Below are 18,636 nucleotides of genomic sequence, written 5' to 3'. Positions count from 1 at the left end.
GCGCGGCCGGCTTCGGCAGACGGCCCCGCTCCGCGGGCCGGGGCGGACGTGCGGCGCGTGACGTCACCGGTGTCGGCGGCGGCTGTGCCGCGCCCGCTGGCTGCCGCACCACGACGCGCCCCGGGCATCGCGGTGCCCCGCCCCGCCCCACGAAGGAGCCGGGCGGGGCCACCGGTCACCGGGTCGCGCCGGCCGCAGGTCACTCGGTGGCGATCGCGCCCAGGACGTCCAGCCTCGCCGCCCGGCGGGACGGGCGCCAGGCCGCCAGCGCGCCTGCCGTAAGGCCGACCAGCGCCACGATCGACAGCTGCATCGGCGGCACGGTGAACACACCGTCGCCCGAGGAGTCCGTGGCCTTCGTCATGGCCCAGCCGAGGAACGCGCCGAGCGTCAGCCCGCTGGCCGTACCGAAGGCGGCCACCAGGACCGACTCCCAGCGGACCATCGCGCGCAGTTGCGCCCGGGTCTGCCCGACCGCGCGCAGCAGGCCCAGCTCGCGGGTCCGCTCGTGCACGGCGAGGGTGAGGGTGTTGGCGATGCCCAGGAGCGCGATGAGCACGGCGAGCGCCAGCAGCGCGTACACCAGCGTCAGCATCATGTCGACGCCGGCCGCCGAGGACTCGGCGAACTCGTCCCGCGTCTGCACCTCCGGGTTGCCGTACCGCCCGGCGACGGTCTCCACCGCCGCCTTGCCGTCGTCCTCGGACACGCCGTCCTTGAAGGCGACCGCGACGAGCGTGTCGGAGTCCTGCATCCGGTGCGGCGCCCACGCCTCACGGGTGAGGACGTAGTCCCCGGCGAGGTCCGCCTGGTCGTAGACGGCCCGCACGGTGAAGGGCTGCTTCTCGTCGTCGGTGAACGTGAAGTTCGCGGTGCTGCCGACCTTCCAGTCGTGGTCGTCCGCCTCGCTCTGCGACACCGCGACACCGTCCGCGCCCAGGCCCGTCAGGCTTCCCTGGACCGTGCCGAGGTCCAGCACGTCGCCCATCCGCCCCGGATCCGTGACGGTCAGCGCACGCCCGGCGCCATCCACCCGAGCCACCCCGCTGCCGAGGCCGAGCGCGTGCTCCACCTCCGGCAGCTTCTCCACCGCCGGCGCGACCTTCGGGCTGAGCGCGCCGCTCTCCGGCCCGAAGGCCGGCACCCGCACCGCCACGTCGCCGGCGAAGGCGCGCGAGACGGTCTGGTCCATCGTGGACTTCAGCGAGGCGCCGAAGACGGTGAACAGGGACACCACGGCGACGCCGATCATCAGCGCGGTCGCGGTGGCCGCGGTGCGCCTGGGGCTGCGCAGCGCGTTGCGGCGGGCCAGCCGGCCGTTCATGCGGCGCAGCGGGGCGCCGAGGATCCGTACGGCGTACGCGGACGCCACCGGGCCCAGCACCACGAACGCGGCGAGGGTGACCACCGCGCCGGTGACCGTCAGCAGCACCGACGGGTCGTCGGAGGCTCCGCCGGGCACGGCTCCGTACACCGTCAGCCCGGCGCCCGCGGCGGTGAGCACGCCGCCGACGAGGGCCCGTACCCGGGAGGAGCCCGAGTCGTCCACGGCCGTCTCGCGCAGCGCCGCCAGCGGCGCCGTGCGGCCGGCGCGGACGGCGGGCGCCAGCGCGGAGGCCAGGCACACCAGGACGCCGGTGGCGAACGGCAGGGCCAGCGACAGCCCGCTGACCACCAGGTCGCCGTCGGGGAACGGGAAGCCGACCGCCGGGAACAGCACCTGCAGCCCGGCCGCGATCCCCAGTCCGCCGGCGAGACCGGCGAGCGAGGCGAGCACGGCGACGGCCAGGGCCTCGGCCATGGTCTGGCCCACGACCTGGCGCCGGGTGGCGCCGATCGCGCGCAGCAGGGCGTTGTCGCGGGTGCGCTGGGCGACGACGATCGCGAAGGTGTTGTAGATGCTGAACGTCGCGACCAGCATGGCCACCCCCGCGAAGCCGAGCAGGCCGGCGGTGAAGCCGCTGAGGAACTGGCCGGCGATCTGGTCCTGGTTCTCCTCGGTGACCTCCTGCCCGGTGACGGCCTCGACGCCGTCGGGCAGCACCGGGGACAGGGCCCTGACCAGTTCGCCCTGGCTCTCCCCCGGGCCGGCGCGCACCTGGATGCTGGTGGCCCGGCCGGGCTCGGCCGTCAGGTACTTCTCGGCGTCGGCCCGGGTCAGCGCCGTGAAGGTGTTCTGGCCCATGGCGTCCTCGCCGCCGAAGGTGGAGATGCCGACGATCGTCACCTGCAGCGGGTCGGGGGTGCGCACGGTCGCGGTGTCGCCGATGTCCAGGCCGCCGTCCTTCGCCGCGCCCCGGTTGATCACCGCCTCGCCGGACCGCTCGGGCGCGCGGCCCTCGGTGATCTGGTACGAGTTCAGGTCCTTGTCGGCGATCCAGTTGCCGGCCAGGGTCGGAGGGCCCCCGCCGCCCACCGGCTCGCCGTCCTTGTCGAGGAGTTGCCCGGGGCCCTCGATGCGGGGCTCGGCCGCGGCGACGCCCGGCATCCGCTCGATCTCGTCCGCCAGCCGGGCTGGGACGGACCGGCGGGTGCCGAACGACTCGCCGGGGGTGGTGATCATGTCGTCGCCCCGCACCACCGCGTCCGTACCGCTGGTGGCGCGGCCGAACATGGCGTCGAAGCTCGACCTCAGGGTGTCCCCCATGACGAGGGTGCCGCCGAGGAACGCGACGCCGAGGAGCACGGCGAAGAACGTGCCGGCGAACCGCCGCTTGTGCGTGCGCAGCCCGGCCATGCTCAGCCGCAGCGACGCGCGGGTGCCGCTCATGACGAACTCTTCCTCTCCACGGTGTCGTTCAGGGAACGGGCCGGGCCGGGGCTCTCGCCGACGAAGCGCTGCATCCGGTCCAGTACGCGGTCCGCAGAGGGCACCTCCATGCGGTCGACCAGCCGGCCGTCGGCGAGGAAGACCACCTCGTCGGCGTACGCCGCCGCGACCGGGTCGTGGGTGACCATGACCACGGTGCGGCCCAGCCTGCGCACGGTGTCGGCGAGCAGGCCGAGGACCTCGGCGCCGGAGCGCGAGTCGAGGTTGCCGGTCGGCTCGTCGGCGAAGACCACGTCGGGGCGGCCCGCGAAGGCGCGGGCCACGGCGACGCGCTGCTGCTGGCCGCCGGACAGCTCCGCGGGCCGGTGGTGCAGCCGGTCGCGCAGGCCGACCACGTCGATCAGCGAGTCGATCCACGCGGCCTCGCCGCGGCGGCCGGCCAGGTCCATCGGGAGGGTGATGTTCTCCGCGACGGTCAGCGTCGGCAGCAGGTTGAACGCCTGGAAGACGAAGCCGATCCGGTCGCGGCGCAGCATCGTCAGCCGCTTGTCGCCGAGCGCGCCCAGCTCGGTGTCGCCGATGAAGGCGGCACCGGAGGTGAGCGTGTCCAGGCCGGCGGCGCAGTGCATCAGCGTGGACTTCCCGGACCCCGAGGGGCCCATGATGGCGGTGAACCTCCCGGCCGGGAAGGCGACACCGACGCCGTCGAGCGCCCGGACCTCGGTGTCGCCGCTGCCGTAGACCTTGACCGCGTCGACGACGCGGGCGGCGGCGCCGGTGATCACGGGGGTGGTGCCGGTCGCGTGCGTCATGCCGCACCGCCCTTGTCCGCGCCGTGGCCGAACTCCTCGTTCAGCACGGACAGCCGGCGCCAGTACTCGTCCTCGTCGATCTCGCCCGCCGCGAAGCGCCGGCCGAGCACGGTGATCGGCGACTGCTCGCCGTAGCCCCTGCCGCCGGGGTGGCCGGGGCCGCCGGGGCCGCTGCGGAACCGCTGCCAGGGGGCGCCGCGTCCGCGCCAGACGACGCGGCGGACGAAGAAGAACAGGCCGCCGAGGACCAGCGCCCACATGAGCGGGAAGAGCAGGATCCAGGGACCGGGTCCGCCGTCGTTCCAGTGCGCCAGGGTGTGCATCGGTCTCAACTCCTCGATGGTTTCCGTAGTGCTGACACCATCGAGACTTCCGCGCAGAGGGGGTCCGGGTCGTCGTACGGCCAGCGGCACCTGGCCTGCTCCCCGCGGAGTACTCGGGCGGACTCCGGCTGCTCCCGGCCGCCCTCCGCCGGGGTCGGACCGCGGCCCATGCCGCCGCATCCGTCACCGTGTGTGACATATTCACACGGGGTGCGTCGAGGGCACGTGCATATGCACCCTCCACACGCTCCCGCGCGCCGGCGCAACGGACTTTCATGGACGGTGGACACGGGGCACGGACGGAACAAAGGAGCAGACCGTGGCCACCGAACCAGACACGAGTGCGGTCGTGTCGGAACTCGCCGAGATCCGGCGCTCGCTCGATGTGGGCCAGGCCCGCATCGACGGGCGGCTCGCACTGCTGTCGCAGCGCAGTCAGCAGATGGAGCGCGAGATCGACGAGCTGACGGCACGCGTGACCTCGCTGGAGCACTCGCGCTGGCCACTGCCCTCGATCGCCGCGCTGACCGGTGCGGCGGCGATGGTGCTGGCGTTATGGCAGGCCGTGGGTCGCTGAGCGGCGCAGGCCGGACCACCGGCCGCCGGTCCGCCGGCCCCGCAGTGGCGGGGCCGGCGGCCGGCGCGACCGGCGGGTCCGCGGGCCCGGGTCAGGCGCCGAGGCGCAGGTGGTGGAGCATCAGCAGCGCCGCCGCCATGTTCGCGGCGGGCACCTCCCCGCGGCCGACCATGTCGGGCACCCCCTTCAGGGGCACCCACTCGCGTCTGTCCGACTCGAAGTCGTCCTCCGGATCGCCGATCTGCACCGCCTCCGTGGCGTAGTACACGAGGTGCCGGGCGTCCGTCAGGCCGTTGGACGGCTCGACGGTCATCAGGTGCGTGAGCGGGCCGGGCCGCCAGCCGGTCTCCTCCTCCATCTCGCGGGCGGCGGCGGTCTCGGGATCCTCCCCGTCCTCCACCACCCCGGCGGCCAGCTCCCATCCGTAGGCGTCGGTGATGAAACGGTGCCGCCACAGCAGCAGCACCTCGTTCGCCTCGTTGACCGCGGTCGCCACCGCGACGGGTCGCAGGCGGATCAGATAGTGGTCAAGGTGCCGCCCGTCCGGGAGTTCCACGTCGGCCAGGTTGACGCGGAACCAACGGTTTTCGTACACGGTGTGCTCCCTGAGGTTCCTCCATCGCACGTACCATCCCCCTTGTCGCCGTCCAGTGGCGGTGACGGCCCCCGACTCAGAGCGGAACGCGCAACGCCGCGTCGATCAGCTCTGCCGCCTCGGCGGTCCCCCCTCCGCCGGTCTCGGTCAGATGGCGACGGACCGCGCGCAACCTGTCCCGCAGCCGCTGCGACTCCATCCCTCTGGCCGCCCTTGCCATTTCCAGCGCCGCCTGCGCCGCCTCCTCGGCGTCCCCCTGACGCAGCTCGACGTGGCTCAGAATCGCCAGCCGGTGCACCCGCCCCCGGTCGTGCGCGGGCCGGTGCACGGCGGTCGCCGCCTGTTCGCGGGCGGCGCGCAGGTCTCCGATGCGTAAGAGCGCCTCGGCGACCTGCACGTTGACCAGACCCGGCTGGACGTAGTCCGTCTCGGCCGGCTCCTGGCGGGCGCTGATCCGCCCGGCGGCGGACTCGGCGCGGCGGATGCAGTCCAGGGTGCCCGAGCGGTCGCCGAGGAAGGCGTACGCCTTGGCCTGCATCGCGTACAGGTCGGCCGCCAGGGCTGGGCTCACGTCCTGGTCCGCGGCCCGCAGCGCGGCCTCCGCGAACGCCACCGACTGGCGGTACTCCCTGAGGAACAGCGACTGGTTGACGAGCATCGCGATGACGTACGCGCCGAAGCCGCGGTCCCCGCTGGCCTTGGCCAGCCGCAGTGCCTGGTGGAAGTAGCGCTGCGACAGCCCGAGGGCGTCCGAGTCGTACGCGCAGATGCCCGCGACGGCGACGAGGCCGCCGGTGGCCCGGTGCAGCCGGCGGCCCAGTTCGTCGCCGTACGACCCGCGGAGCAGCGGCGCCGCCTCGGAGTTGAGGAAGCGCACGACGCGGGCGCGGGTCGCCATGCCGCCGGCCTTGCGGTACATCTGCTCGTAGTGGGCGCGGGCGGCCCTGAGGGTGGTGACGTCGGCCTCGCTGACGTGCACCGGTCCGGTACGGGAGACGTCCCCGTCCTCCGGCGGGTTCTCCCACTCCCAGACCGGGATGACGGCCGGGGTGCCGGTGAGCGCGCGGGCGCCGACGACGTGCGGGTGCTGCTGCTCGTCGGAGCGCCACAGGGCGGTGGCGCGCTCGACGAAGCGGGCGAGCGGCGCGGTGGCCGACGTGGTGCCGCCGGCGGAGCCGAAGCCGATGTCGTCCAGCGTGACCGGGCGATGGAGACGTTCGGCGAGGACCTCGCAGATGAGGTCGGGCACCTGGCCGCGCGGTCGCTGGCCCTTCAGCCAGCGGGCGACCGCGGTGTGCTCGTACCGCAGCCGCAGACCGCGGGCGGCACCGGCCCGGTTGACGTGCGCGGCGAGCCCGGCATGCGACATCCCGGCCTCGTCGAGTGCCGCGTCGAGCAGGGTGTTGGGCTCCATGTGCCCTCCTGCGGGCAGGGTGTTCGCCAGCGTAACCGAGGGCGTTTCACACGGGGTGTGAAGTGCGCACCCGCAGTCGTGGCGGGTGCGCCCTCCCGGTGGGCACGGGCGGCGAGTTGACTGTGCGGCATCGGGTCCGCTCGCTTCCCCGCAGCCTGGCGGCGGTTCCGTAGCCGCTCCGCCCGGCCGTGCCGGACCCGGCACCTGGCCGGCCGGGCGGGTGGCAACCCCCCACCGGCGCGGGCGCCGCGGACCGGACGGCGGTCCGGCCCGCGGACGTCCGCGACCGGGGCGGAGGGGTCCCGTACGGCCCGGAAGTCACCGGTCCACGGCGCGGCGGCCGTCCGGACGCGCCCGCGCGCTCACGGCTCCAGCACGCCGAGGGGGTCGTCGAGCACCGGCTGCCAGGCGAGTTCGGCGGCGCCGACCAGGCTGTTGTGGTCCAGCGTGCACTCCAGCACCGGCACCCCGCCGCTGCGCCCCCACAGGCTGCGGTCCGCCACCACCGCACGCAGCCGCTCCGGGGCGGCGGCCAGCAGTGTCTGGTGCAGGCCGCCGAGGATGATGCGGTCCGGGTTGAGGATGTTGACCAGGCCGGCGAGGCCGAGCCCGAGGCGGTCCACGAGCACCGCGACGCCGGCGGCGACGGCCGGGTCCGCGTACTCGTCGCGTACCAGCTCGCACGCCTGCCGCAGCAGCGAGACCTCCGGTCCCGGCGCCCGGCCCGCGGCCGTCAGCAGCGCCAGCGGGTCGGTCTCGACGTCCAGGCAGCCGCGGCTGCCGCAGTGGCAGGGCAGGCCCTCGTCGGGGTTGACGGTCAGGTGGCCGACCTCCAGCGCGAGGCCGGCGCTGCCGGTGTGCAGCCGCCCGTCGAGGACGAGTGCCCCGCCGACGCCGCGGTGGCCGGTGGCGACGCACAGCAGGTGCGCGGAGCCGCGACCGGCGCCGTGGCGGTGCTCGGCCAGCGCGGCGAGGTTGACGTCGTTGCCGGTGAACGCCCGCGGGGTGGCGGCGAACTCGATGCCGGAGCCGGTCAGGCACTCGTGGAAGATCCGGCGCACGGGCGCACCCGCGGGCCAGTCGAGGTGCAGCGGGTTGAGGGCCTCGCCGTCGGGCTCGGCGACCGCGGACGGCACGGCCAGGCCCGCGCCCACGCACGTACGCCCGGTGGCGCGCAGCAGTTCCGCGCCCTCCGCGACGACGGCGGCCAGGACGTGCTCGGGGTCCTCCGGGACGGTGCCGCAGCCGGGGGCGGTGGCGACGATGCGCCCGCCGAGCCCGACGAGGGCGGCCCGGAACCCGTCGGCGTGCACCTGCGCGGCCAGCACGACGGGGCCGTCGGGGTTCACGGACAGGCCGTGGGAGGGCCGGCCCTGGTGGCCGGGGGCGGCGGCGGGGCGGGAGTCGACGGTGATCAGGCCGAGCGCCGCCAGCTCCGCGGCGACGGCGCCCGCGGTGGCGCGGGTCACCCCCAGCTCGGTGGTGAGCACGGCGCGGGTGGGCGCCCGGCCGGTGTGGACGAGCTCCAGCGCGGGCCCCAGCGCGCTCCGGCCTCTCTCGGGTCCCGCGGGCCTTGTACGAGTCGGCGTCACGCTCCTATTCTGTCTTTGTGCCGAAGCTAAACAAAATAGGGGCCGCACTCCCACGACGACTCCGCGGCACCCCCACGCCCGGCGACGCGGCGGGAGCCCTGCTCGCCCGACTCCGTATCGTCCTGACCGTCTTCTTCGCCCTCGACGGCTTCGTCTTCGCCGGCTGGGTCGTCCGCATCCCCGACATCAAGGACCAGACCGGCGCCTCGCCCAGCGCCCTGGGCCTGGCGCTGCTGGGCGTGTCCGCGGGCGGGGTGGCGACCATGGTGCTCACCGGCGGGCTGATCCGCCGCTACGGTGCCCACGTGGTCACGGTGGGCACCGCCGTGCTGCTCTGCGTCGGCGTCATGCTGCCGCCCCTGACCCGCTCCGCCCTCGCACTCGGGCTGGTGCTGCTGGTCTTCGGCGCCGCGTTCGGCTCCATCAACGTCGCCATGAACAGCGCGGCGGTCGACCTGGTGGCCGCCATGCGGCGGCCGATACTGCCCAGCTTCCACGCGGCGTTCAGCCTCGGCGGGATGCTCGGCGCCGGGCTCGGGGCGCTCGTCGCGGGCCACCTCTCCCCCACCCGGCACCTGCTGCTCCTCGCGCTGCTCGGGCTGGCCGTCACCGCCTTCGCCGGGCGCGCGCTGCTCGCCATCCCGGCCCCGAAGCCGCCGCACGCCGCCGCAGGCGCCGGAGAGCCGGCCGCGGCGCCGGGGGCGGAGGGGTCGCGTACGGCGCTGCCCGCCGGGCGCGTCCGGCTGCTCGTCGGCGTGCTCGGCCTCGTCGCCCTGTGCACGGCGTACGGCGAGGGCGCCATGGCCGACTGGAGCGCCCTGCACCTCAAGGAGTCCCTGGACGCCGGCCCGGGCCTGGCCGCCGCCGGCTACTCCGTCTTCGCCCTCGCCATGACCGCCGGCCGGCTCTCCGGCACCGTGCTGCTGCTGCGGCTGGGCCAGAACCGCGCCCTGGTCGCGGGCGGCGCGACCGCCTGCGCGGGCATGCTGCTCGGCTCCTTCTCCCCGTTCGTCTGGGGCGCGCTGGCCGGTTTCGCCCTCACCGGCCTCGGCCTGGCCAACATCTTCCCCATCGCCATCGGCCGCGCCGGCGAGCTGGCCGGGCCGCACGGCGTGGCCGCCGCGTCCACCCTGGGCTACGGCGGCATGCTCCTCGGCCCGCCGGCGATCGGCTTCCTCGCCGACTGGTTCTCGCTGCGCGCCGCGCTGAGCACGGTGGCGCTGCTCGCCGGGGCCGCGTCGGTCATCGCGTACGCCATGCAGTACGCGACGCGCCCGCGCCCGAGCTGAGCACCCGGCAGGCGCGGCGAGGCCAGCCGGGTCAGCCGGGTCAGCGGGGTCGGCGGGGTCGGCGGGGTCGGCGGGGTCGGCGGGGTCGGCGGGGTCGGCGGGTCATCTGACGCCGACGGTGCGGGCGAGCACGGCCCGCTGCACCGGCAGGGCCTCGGCGTGCAGCGTACGGCCCGCGTCGGTGACGCACACCTGCACGCCTCTGCGGTCCTCGGGGCACATGCCGCGGGTCACCAGCCCGTGCTTCTCCAGCCTGCCGACGAGGCGGGACAGCGCGCTCTGGCTCAGGTGCACCCGGTCCGCCAGCTCCTGGACCCGCAGGCTCGCCTTGTCCCCGGTCTCCGCCATGCCGAGCAGCACGTCCAGCACCTCGAAGTCGCTGGCCCCGATGCCGTATCGATGCAGCTCACGGTCCAACTCGCCCACAGCCCGCGCGTGCACCGCGCGGATCTCCCGCCACTGAGAAACGACCGCGCCCTCGGCGCTCCCCGTTGCCATGGCAGAGCACCGTACCAGCCCGTGAGCGGGTTGTGACGGCCGGTGTGCAACGGATTGAACACGGGGGTGCCTGGGGTACCTTGAGGACGACGAGGGGGTGCGTATGCGGGGGTCCAGGAGCCAGGCCCAACGGGACGCCGCGACCGTCGAGATCGTGTACGCGGCGGTCACGGCGGCGCTGCTGGCGGGCGCGGTGTTCCTCGCCGTCGCCGCGCCCGCGCTCTTCTTCGACGCGGTGCCCGGCGACGCGCGCGCGGGCCTGGTCACGGGCGCGCAGGCGGCCGCGGCTACGGCGTTCGTGATCCGCGTCGGGCTCGTGCTGCGTCGCTGGTGACCAGCCGGCGGACCAGGGGCCAGAGCAGTATCAGCGCGACGACGGCGTAGACCGAGACCGCGAACGGGGTGTTGACCAGCCCGCTGAGGCTGCCGTCGCTCAGCTGCAGCGCCCGGCGCATCTGCTGCTCCGCCGCCGGGCCGAGGATGACGCCGATGATCGCCGGCAGCACCGGCAGCCCGTAGCGGCGCATGCCGAGCCCGACCAGTCCGATCACCAGCAGGATGACCAGGTCGATCGCCTCACCGCTGACGGCGTACGCGCCGACCGCCGCGAAGAACAGGATGCCCGCGTACAGGTACGGCCGCGGGATGCGCAGCAGCTTTGCCCACACCGGCGCCAGCGGCAGGTTGATGAGCAGCAGCAGGAACATCCCGAGGAACAGCGACGCGATCAGGCCCCACACCAGGTCCGGTTCCCGGTCGAAGAGCAGCGGGCCGGGCTGGATGCCGTACTGCTGGAACGCGGCCAGCATCACGGCGGCCGTCGCGGTGGTCGGCAGGCCGAGCGTGAGCATCGACACCAGCGTCCCGGCCGCGGAGGCGGAGGCCGCCGACTCCGGTCCGGCGACGCCCTCGATGGCGCCCTTGCCGAACTCGTCCTTGTGCTTCGACAGCCGCTTCTCCGTCGCGTACGACAGGAACGTGGGGATCTCCGCGCCGCCTGCCGGGATCGCGCCGAACGGGAAGCCGATCGCGGGGCCGCGCAGCCACGGCTTCCAGGTGCGCCGCACGTCGGAGCGGTCCAGCCACGGCCGGCCGACGGGAATCGGGCCCGGCGGGCCGGAGCGCAGCCGGGCGGCCACCCACAGCGCCTCGCCCACGGCGAAGAGACCGACGGCGACGATGATGACGTCGATGCCGTCGGCGAGCTGCAGCGAGCCGAACGTCAGCCGCTCCTGGCCGGTCATCTGGTCCAGGCCCACCAGACCGATGGTCAGTCCGACGAGCAGCGAGGCGAAGCCGCGCACCCGGGAGCGGCCCAGCACGGAGGTCACCGCGATGAACGCGAGGACCATGAGGGCGAAGTAGTCGGGCGCGCCGATGTCGACGGCCAGGTCCGCGATCACCGGGGCCAGCGCGACCAGCAGGATCGTGCCGATCATGCCGCCGGCGAAGTGCCCGATCGCCGCGGCGGCCAGCGCCTGCGGGCCGCGGCCGGACTTGGCCATCGGATTGCCCTCGATGGCCGCGACCACCGCGGCCGTCTCTCCCGGGGTGTTGAGCAGGATGGAGGTGGTGGAGCCGCCGAACATGCCGCCGTAGTAGATGCCGGCGAACATGATGAGCGCGGCGGTGGGCTCCAGTCCGTACGTCACCGGGAGCAGCAGCGCGACGGCCATCGCCGGGCCGATGCCGGGCAGGACGCCGATGGCCGTGCCGAGCAGCACGCCGACGGCGGCCCAGAGGAGGTTGACGGGGGTCAGCGCGGTGCCGAAGCCGTCGACCAGGGAGGTCAGGGAGTCCATCTCACAGCACCTCCATGAGCGGGCCGCCGGGCAGCGGGACGCCCAGCAGGTTGTTGAAGACGGCGTACGTGACCACCGACAGCACGGCGGCGATGAGCGGGTCGCGGGCGTACGCGCGGCTGCCGAGCGCGAACGCGGCGCCCCAGAAGAGCAGGGCGCCGGCGGCGGGGAAGCCGAACGGGCCGATGAGGAAGGCGGTGACGAGGAAGACCCCGGTGAGCAGCAGCACCGTGCGCCACTCGGAGGGGGCGTCGAGGTCGACGTCCTCGCCGCCCTCCGCCTCGCCCTTGCCGCCGCGCAGCACGTCGACGGCGAGCAGCGCGGCGACGACGAGGAGGGCGATGCCGACGACGGTGGGCGCGGCCTCGGGGCCGACGGGGCCGCGCTGGGCGAAGTCGGTGTCCATGGTCAGCGCGTCGATCAGCACCAGTACGCCGATGGCCAGCAGCAGGACGCAGACGCCGAGTTCGGACTTGCCACGCAGGAGGGTGCGGAGACCGCCGCCGGCCGCCGGAGATTCCGCGGGGGCGCGGGTCCCGTCCGACGTCGGCCTGCTCGTCGGCTCGTTCGCCGGGTCGTTCACCGGGTCGTTCGTCACAGGCCCAGCTCCTTCAGCACCGAGACCACGCGCCGGTCCTGCGCGTCCAGGTAGTCGCCGAACTTCTCGCCGGTCAGGAAGGCGTCGGTCCAGCCGTTCTGCTTCAGCGACCGCTGCCATTCCTCGGTGTCGTGCAGCTTCTCGAAGAGGTGGATGAGGTTCGTCCGCTCGGTGTCGGACAGCCCCGGCGGGGCGACGAAGCCGCGCCAGTTGGTGAACGCGACGTCCATGCCCGTCTCGCGCAGCGTGGGTGCGTCCAGCCCCGGGTGCCGCTCGCCGCCGGAGACCGCGAGCACGCGCAGCTCGCCCGCCTCGATCTGGTCGAGGTACTCGCCGACGCCGGAGACCCCGAAGGCGACCTTGCCGCCGAGGATCGACGCGAGCAGTTCGCCACCGCCGTCGTACGGCACGTAGTTGACCTCCTTCGGCACGATCCCGGCGGCCCGGGCCATCAGCATCGGCGCCAGATGGTCCGGACCGCCGGGGGACGAGCCGCCGCCGACCGGGGTCGTACCCGGGGAGGCCGTCCAGTCGGCCAGCAGGTCCTCGAAGGTCCGGTACGGGGAGTCGGCGGGGACCACGACGATGTCGGGCTCCTCGGTGACGCGCGCGATGGGGGTGGTGTCGGCGAGCGTGTGGTCGGTGGTGTTCGTACGGACCGCGCCGCTGACCCCGAGGCCCATGGACATCGCGAGCTTGCCGTTGCCGTGCTCGTTGACCAGCCGGGACAGGCCCACGGTGCCGCCGGCACCGGGGAGGTTGAAGACCTCGACGTTGCTGCCGAGGCCGGCCTCCTCGATGCTCCGGGCGAGGGTGCGGGCGGTGATGTCGTAGCCGCCGCCGGGGGTGTTGGGCACCATCAGCTCCAGGCCGGGGATCCGGCTGCCGCCCGCCGCGCCGTCCCCCTGCGTGATCAGCGGCGGTCCGAGGAGCACCAGCAGCGCCGCCGCCGCGAGCGCGAACGGTGTGCGTAGAGTGGCCGGCAGACGCACGGTTCGGGTCACCGCCTCTTCGTCGAGGAGCAGGCTCCGCGGAGCCGTGGATGATCGCTGGGGTCCGGATGTCGCCACATGCTCCCGCCGTGACCGCGAGGTGTCGCGCTTGTGAACGCAAGGAAAGTTCTGGTCGTTCTGGTCGCCGTGCGGGAGGTCCCGGGGCACTAGCCTGACCGCCGTGATCCGGGTACTGGTGGTCGACGACGACTTCATGGTGGCCAAGCTGCACAGCCGCTACGTCACGGCGACCGACGGCTTCGAGGTGGCCGGCATCGCACACAGCGGCGCCGAGGCGCTGCGCGCGGTGGCGCGGCTGCGGCCCGACCTGGTGCTGCTCGACGTGTACCTGCCGGACATGGACGGCATCGGGGTGCTGCGGCGGCTGCGCGCCGGGGAGCACGCGGACACCGACGTCCTCGTGATCACCGCGTCCCGGGACGCCGAAACCATCCGCGGCGCGCTGCACGGCGGCGCGCTGCACTACGTGATCAAGCCGTTCACGCAGGCCGCGCTGCAGGAGCAGCTGCGCCACATCGCCGCCACCCGCGCCCGGCTGGACGCCCTCGACGCGGCCGACGGCGTCCAGCAGGCGCACGTCGACCGGCTCTTCGGCGCCCGCCCCACCGTCTCCCGGTCCCTGCCCAAAGGGCTCAACGCCCGCACCGCCGAGCTGGTGGAGCGGGTGCTGCGCGAGCACCCCGGCGGGCTGTCGGCCAGCGAGTGCGCGGAGGCCGCCGCCATCTCCCGGGTGGCCGCGCGGCGTTACCTGGAGCACTTCGCCGACTCCGGGCGCGCCGAGCTGTCGCTGAAGTACGGCGGCACCGGGCGGCCCGAGCACCGCTACCGCTGGGCGGGCTGAGCCGGTACGGGACCCGCACGCGCGGCCCGCACGTCACCCGCACGAGTGCTTCCCCGGATGCCGGGGCGACGCCGGGGGTAGTGCTGCCCCCGGGCGCTGGACGTGAACGAACCGGGGAGGGGCGGATGCCATCGAAGCAGCCGTTCGAACTGCCGACCTTCTACCTGCCGTGGCCCGCGCGGCTCAACCCGCACGTCGAGCAGGCACGGGTGCACTCGCGGGCGTGGGCGCGCGAGAGGGGGATGCTGGAGGGCTCGGGCATCTGGGACACCGCCGACCTCGACGCGCACGACTACGCGCTGCTCTGCGCGTACACCCACCCAGAGTGCTCCGCCGACGTGCTGTCGCTGGTCACCGACTGGTACGTGTGGGTGTTCTTCTTCGACGACCACTTCGTGGAGGCGTTCAAGCGCGACCGCGACCGGGCCGGCGCCAAGGCGTACCTGGACCGGCTGCCGGCGTTCATGCCGCTGGAGACGACCGGGGCGGGCGCCGCGGACATGCCGGAGCCGCGCAACCCGGTGGAGGCGGGGCTCGCTGACCTGTGGGCGCGGACGGTGCCGGCGATGTCGGCCGGGTGGCGGCGGCGGTTCGCGCAGAGCACGGTCAACCTGCTCGACGAGTCGCTGTGGGAGCTGGCCAACATCGACGAGGGCCGGGTGGCCAACCCCGTCGAGTACGTGGAGATGCGGCGCAAGGTCGGGGGTGCGCCGTGGTCCGCGGGGCTGGTGGAGTACGCCGCGGCGGCGGAGGTGCCGGACCGGGTGGCCGGGGCCCGGCCGCTGCTGGTGCTGCGCGACACCTTCGCCGACGCCGTGCACCTGCGCAACGACCTCTTCTCGTACCAGCGCGAGGTCGAGGAGGAGGGCGAGCTGAGCAACGGCGTCCTGGTGCTGGAGACCTTCCTCGGCTGCGACACCCAGGAGGCCGCCGAGCGCGTCAACGACCTGCTGACCTCCAGGGTCCAGCAGTTCGAGCACACCGCGCTCACCGAACTGCCCGCGCTCTTCGCCGAGGAGGACCTGACGCCGGCCGAGTGCGCGCGGGTGGTGGCGTACGCGAAGGGACTGCAGGACTGGCAGTCCGGCGGGCACGAGTGGCACCTGCGCTCCAGCCGGTACATGAACGAGGGCGCCGGGGCTGCTTCGCCGTACGCACCCGCTGGGCCGGGGGTCGGCCTGCGCGGGCTGCCGACCGCCACCGGGGCGACGCGGCTGCGGTCGTACGCGCACGTGCCGCACCAGCGCGTCGGCCCGTCGCTGGTGCCGGAGCTGCCCATGCCGTACCGGCTGCGGCTCTCCCGGCACCTCGACACCGCCCGGCCCCGGACGATCGCCTGGGCCCGGCGGATGGGCTTCCTGCAGCCCCAGCCGGGGGTGCCGGGGTCGTACGTCTGGGACGCGCGGCGGCTGCGCGGCTTCGACTTACCGCTGTGCGCCGCCGGGCTGCACCCCGACGCCGACGAAGAGGAGCTGGACCTGGCGTCGCAGTGGCTGGCCTGGGGCACGTACGGAGACGATTACTACCCGGCCGTCTTCGGCCGCGCCCGCGACCTTGCCGGGGCGCGGGCCTCGAACGACCGGCTGAAGCAGTGCATGCCCCTCGGCGAGGGGACGCCGGCGCCGCCGCCGGCGAACGCGCTGGAGCGCGGGCTGACCGACCTGTGGCGGCGCACGGCCGGGCCCATGACGCCGGAGCAGCGGGCGCACTTCCGGGCGGCGGTGGACGTGATGCTCGACGCGTGGCTGTGGGAGCTGGCCAACCAGATGCAGAACCGCATCCCCGACCCGGTCGACTACGTCGAGATGCGGCGGGAGACGTTCGGCGCCGACATGACGATGTACCTGTGCCGGCTGCGCCGCGGGCACGCCGTGCCGACCGAGGTGTACGCGAGCGGGCCCGTGCGCGCCCTGGAGAACTCCGCCGTCGACTACGCCTGCCTGCTCAACGACCTGTTCTCGTACCAGAAGGAGATCGAGTACGACGGCGACCTCCACAACGCGGTGCTGGTGGTGCAGAACTTCTTCGGCGTCGGCTATCCGGACGCCGTGCGGATCGTGCACGACCTCGCGTCGGGGCGGATGCGGCAGTTCGAGCACATCCTCGAAGCCGGCCTGCCGGTGCTGTACGAGGATCTCGGGGCGTCGGAGGAAACGCGCGCGGCGGTGGACGGCTATGTCCGCGACCTGCAGAACTGGATGGCCGGCATCCTCAACTGGCACCGTCGCGTACGGCGGTACGGGGCCGCGGAGCTGGCGGAGGACGCGGGCGGGCCGGGGCTGCCCGGCGGACCGCCGGCGGGGCTGGGCACGGCGGCGGCGCGACCGGCGGCGTGGGCCGGGGGGTGAGGGTCCCCCCGGGGGGTGAGGATCCCGGGGGTGAGCTGGGGTTGAGGGTCCGGCTCGGTGCGGGCGGGGCGGGCTCAGCCGAGCCAGCCGGGGCGGACCAGCCCCGACTCGTACGCCTGCACCACCAGTTGCGCGCGGTCGCGCACCCCGAGCTTGACCATGGTCCGGCTGACGTGCGTCTTGGCGGTCAGCGGGCTGACCACCAGCCGGCGGGCGATCTCCTCGTTGGACAGGCCCATGCCCACCAGCGCCATCACCTCCCGCTCCCGTTCGGTCAGCTCGTCCAGCACCGCCGCAGCCGCGGGCTCCTTGGAGCGGGCGGCGAACTCGGAGATCAGCCGGCGGGTGACGCCCGGGGAGAGCAGCGCGTCGCCCTCGACCACGGCCCGTACCGCGCGCACCAGTTCCTCCGGCTCGGTGTCCTTGACCAGGAAGCCGGAGGCGCCGGAGCGGATGGCCTCGAAGACGTACTCGTCCAGCTCGAAGGTGGTGAGCATGACGACCTTCACGCCCGCCAGGTCCGGGTCGCCGGTGATCCGGCGGGTGGCCTCCAGACCGTCCTGGACCGGCATGCGGATGTCCATGAGGACGACGTCCGGCCGCTGTTCGCGCACCAGGGCCACGGCCTGTTCGCCGTCGGCCGCCTCGGCGCACACCTCGACGTCCTCCTGGGCGTCGAGGAGGGCGCGGAAGCCGGCCCGTACGAGCACCTGGTCGTCGGCGAGCATCACGCGGATCACTGGCGCTCCTCTGGGGTGTCGGGGCCGCCTGTCCCGCGGCTGCGGGGCTCACGGACGGGGGTTTCGCGGACGGGGGTCTCGCGGACCGGGGTCTGGCGGCCGGCGTTCACCGTATCCGCCGGAAGCGGGATCCGGGCCCGCACCCGGAAGCCGCCGTCGCGTCGGGTGCCCGCCTCGACGGTGCCGCCGAGCGCCGAGGCGCGCTCGCGCATGCCGACCAGGCCGTTGCCGCCGCCGGTGAGGCCGCTCGCGGTGGCCGGCCCGTCGTCGTCGACCTGCAGCTCCAGCTCGGCCGGGGCGTAGCGGACCAGGACCCGGGCGGTGCGCGAGCCGGAGTGGCGGACGACGTTGGTCAGCGCCTCCTGGATGATGCGGAACGCGGCCAGTTCGGTGCCCGGCGGCAGCGGGGCGCGCGCGCCGTCGACGGTGACGTCCACGGTGAGGCCGGCCGCGGCGGCCTGCTCCCGCAGCTCGCTGAGCCGGTCGAGGCCGGGGGCGGGCGAGCGCGGGGCGCCGCCGGGGGTGCGCAGCGCGTCCAGCACCTGGCGCACCTCGCCGAGCGCTTCCTTGCTGGCGGATTTGATGGTGGTCAGCGCCTCGCGGGCCTTCTCGGGCTGCTGGTCGAGGAGCGCGAGGCCGACGCCGGCCTGGATGTTGATCACGGAGATGCTGTGCGCGAGCACGTCGTGCAGCTCGCGGGCGATGCGCAACCGCTCCTCGTCGGCGCGGCGGCGCTTGGCCTGCTCGCGCTCGGCCCGTACGGCGGCCCACTGCTCGCGGCGCGTACGCATCAACTCGCCGCCCGCGCCCACCGCCAGCACCCAGGCGACGACGAACAGCACCTGGCCCCAGTGGCCGCCGCCGTCTTCGTCGGGCGGCAGCCAGCGGTAGAGGACGGAGGTGTACGCGATATGGCCCGCGAAGAGCAGCGCGAGCGCCCCCCAAACGGCGCGCCGCTCCCCCACCGAGATGGCGGCGAAGCAGGCGACGGCGGCGCTGAGGAAGATCGGCCCGTACGGGAAGCCGACGGCCAGGTAGCCGAGGCAGACGGCGACGGTGCCGAAGGCGGCGGTGCGCGGGTGGCGGTGGCGCAGGAGCAGGAGGACGGCGGCGGCGAAGAGGAAGCCGAGGGCGCCGGGGAAGGCGTCGGTCCGGTCGGAGGACTGGGAGGCGCCGCGGGTGCCGACGATCATGAAGAAGGTCAGGAAGAGGGTGGAGCGCCAGGGCAGCCGGTCGCGGCTGGGCAGCCAGCGCAGCAGACCGGGCAGCGGCCGGCCGCCGGGGTCGTCCGGGTCGCCGCCGGGGGCGTACGGGCCGCCGAACCGCGCCCACGGCGGGCCCGGCCACCGCCGGCCGCCGGCCTCGTCGTCCCGTCCCCACCAGGGGGGTCCTCCGCGTCGCATGGCTGAAACGCTAACGGGCGG

17 protein-coding genes are annotated in these 18,636 nt (G+C 74.4%); 5 read left to right on the top strand and 12 right to left on the bottom strand.

The window, feature by feature from the left end; all coding sequences use genetic code 11:
• Positions 1 to 199: 199 nt before the first annotated feature.
• From T328_RS05455 to T328_RS05445, 3 genes are read right to left on the bottom strand one after another with little or no spacing between them, the layout of a single operon-like run.
• The gene (locus T328_RS05455; protein WP_496494703.1) at positions 200 to 2,770 is read right to left on the bottom strand and encodes an ABC transporter permease; all 2,571 of its coding nucleotides are present in this window, start codon (positions 2,768 to 2,770) and stop codon (positions 200 to 202) included.
• Positions 2,767 to 3,582, bottom strand: coding sequence for an ABC transporter ATP-binding protein (locus T328_RS05450; RefSeq protein WP_496494702.1), 816 nt, complete (start codon positions 3,580 to 3,582; stop codon positions 2,767 to 2,769). The genes T328_RS05455 and T328_RS05450 overlap by 4 nt, the downstream gene beginning before the upstream one ends.
• Entirely contained in the window at positions 3,579 to 3,905 is a 327-nt protein-coding gene (locus T328_RS05445) for an SHOCT domain-containing protein (RefSeq protein WP_496494701.1), read from the bottom strand. Before T328_RS05445 ends, T328_RS05450 begins: the two co-directional genes overlap by 4 nt.
• A gap of 319 nt (positions 3,906 to 4,224) precedes the next feature.
• On the opposite strand from T328_RS05445, the gene T328_RS05440 reads away from it, so the two are divergent.
• Positions 4,225 to 4,482 (top strand): hypothetical protein, encoded by a 258-nt coding sequence (locus T328_RS05440; RefSeq protein ID WP_496494700.1) that lies wholly within the window; start codon positions 4,225 to 4,227, stop codon positions 4,480 to 4,482.
• Positions 4,483 to 4,573: 91 nt separating this feature from the next.
• Here T328_RS05440 and T328_RS05435 read toward each other — a convergent pair whose 3' ends face one another.
• From T328_RS05435 to T328_RS05425, 3 genes are all read right to left on the bottom strand, one after another.
• On the bottom strand, positions 4,574 to 5,107 hold the full coding sequence (locus T328_RS05435; protein WP_496494699.1) for an NUDIX hydrolase: 534 nt from the start codon (positions 5,105 to 5,107) through the stop codon (positions 4,574 to 4,576).
• Positions 5,108 to 5,153: 46 nt separating this feature from the next.
• Positions 5,154 to 6,491 carry an NsdA family TPR-like regulatory protein gene (locus T328_RS05430; protein ID WP_496494698.1) on the bottom strand — a complete coding sequence of 446 codons (1,338 nt, stop codon included), beginning with the start codon at positions 6,489 to 6,491 and terminating at the stop codon, positions 5,154 to 5,156.
• 362 nt (positions 6,492 to 6,853) lie between these two features.
• Positions 6,854 to 8,083: an ROK family protein gene (locus tag T328_RS05425; RefSeq protein WP_496494697.1), complete on the bottom strand. Its 1,230-nt coding sequence runs from the start codon at positions 8,081 to 8,083 to the stop codon at positions 6,854 to 6,856.
• A 17-nt stretch (positions 8,084 to 8,100) separates the two neighbouring features.
• Between T328_RS05425 and T328_RS05420 the strand changes: the two genes are divergently transcribed.
• Positions 8,101 to 9,372, top strand: coding sequence for an MFS transporter (locus T328_RS05420; RefSeq protein WP_496494696.1), 1,272 nt, complete (start codon positions 8,101 to 8,103; stop codon positions 9,370 to 9,372).
• A gap of 102 nt (positions 9,373 to 9,474) precedes the next feature.
• Here the strand turns inward: T328_RS05420 and T328_RS05415 are convergent, their stop codons facing one another.
• A complete protein-coding gene (locus tag T328_RS05415; RefSeq protein WP_496494695.1) occupies positions 9,475 to 9,870 on the bottom strand; it encodes a MarR family winged helix-turn-helix transcriptional regulator in 396 nt (131 codons plus the stop codon).
• Between the two features lie 103 nt (positions 9,871 to 9,973).
• Here T328_RS05415 and T328_RS05410 point away from each other — a divergent pair, with 103 nt between their 5' ends.
• Positions 9,974 to 10,204 carry a DUF6332 family protein gene (locus T328_RS05410; RefSeq protein WP_496494694.1) on the top strand — a complete coding sequence of 77 codons (231 nt, stop codon included), beginning with the start codon at positions 9,974 to 9,976 and terminating at the stop codon, positions 10,202 to 10,204.
• Here T328_RS05410 and T328_RS05405 read toward each other — a convergent pair.
• Genes T328_RS05405 through T328_RS05395 form a run of 3 tightly spaced genes read right to left on the bottom strand, consistent with a single transcriptional unit; the run spans position 10,158 to position 13,262 of the window.
• Positions 10,158 to 11,672 (bottom strand): tripartite tricarboxylate transporter permease, encoded by a 1,515-nt coding sequence (locus tag T328_RS05405; protein WP_496494693.1) that lies wholly within the window; start codon positions 11,670 to 11,672, stop codon positions 10,158 to 10,160. The genes T328_RS05410 and T328_RS05405 overlap by 47 nt on opposite strands.
• A 1-nt stretch (position 11,673) precedes the next feature.
• Positions 11,674 to 12,270 carry a tripartite tricarboxylate transporter TctB family protein gene (locus T328_RS05400; protein WP_496494692.1) on the bottom strand — a complete coding sequence of 199 codons (597 nt, stop codon included), beginning with the start codon at positions 12,268 to 12,270 and terminating at the stop codon, positions 11,674 to 11,676.
• Positions 12,267 to 13,262, bottom strand: coding sequence for a Bug family tripartite tricarboxylate transporter substrate binding protein (locus tag T328_RS05395; protein ID WP_496494902.1), 996 nt, complete (start codon positions 13,260 to 13,262; stop codon positions 12,267 to 12,269). The genes T328_RS05400 and T328_RS05395 overlap by 4 nt, the downstream gene beginning before the upstream one ends.
• A gap of 181 nt (positions 13,263 to 13,443) precedes the next feature.
• Here T328_RS05395 and T328_RS05390 point away from each other — a divergent pair, with 181 nt between their 5' ends.
• Together T328_RS05390 and T328_RS05385 are read left to right on the top strand one after the other, a co-directional pair.
• Entirely contained in the window at positions 13,444 to 14,124 is a 681-nt protein-coding gene (locus tag T328_RS05390) for a response regulator (protein WP_496494691.1), read from the top strand.
• Between the two features lie 125 nt (positions 14,125 to 14,249).
• The gene (locus T328_RS05385) at positions 14,250 to 16,472 is read left to right on the top strand and encodes a terpene synthase family protein (RefSeq protein ID WP_496494690.1); all 2,223 of its coding nucleotides are present in this window, start codon (positions 14,250 to 14,252) and stop codon (positions 16,470 to 16,472) included.
• A 74-nt stretch (positions 16,473 to 16,546) separates the two neighbouring features.
• Here the strand turns inward: T328_RS05385 and T328_RS05380 are convergent, their stop codons facing one another.
• Positions 16,547 to 17,212: a response regulator transcription factor gene (locus T328_RS05380; protein ID WP_496494689.1), complete on the bottom strand. Its 666-nt coding sequence runs from the start codon at positions 17,210 to 17,212 to the stop codon at positions 16,547 to 16,549.
• A complete protein-coding gene (locus tag T328_RS05375) occupies positions 17,209 to 18,615 on the bottom strand; it encodes a sensor histidine kinase (RefSeq protein ID WP_496494688.1) in 1,407 nt (468 codons plus the stop codon). The genes T328_RS05380 and T328_RS05375 overlap by 4 nt, the downstream gene beginning before the upstream one ends.
• Between the last annotated feature and the right edge of the window lie 21 nt (positions 18,616 to 18,636).

Source organism: Streptomyces sp. CNX435 (assembly GCF_059570575.1).
Note: the sequence above shows the minus strand (reverse complement) of the source record. Positions and strands in the feature narration are given on the sequence as shown.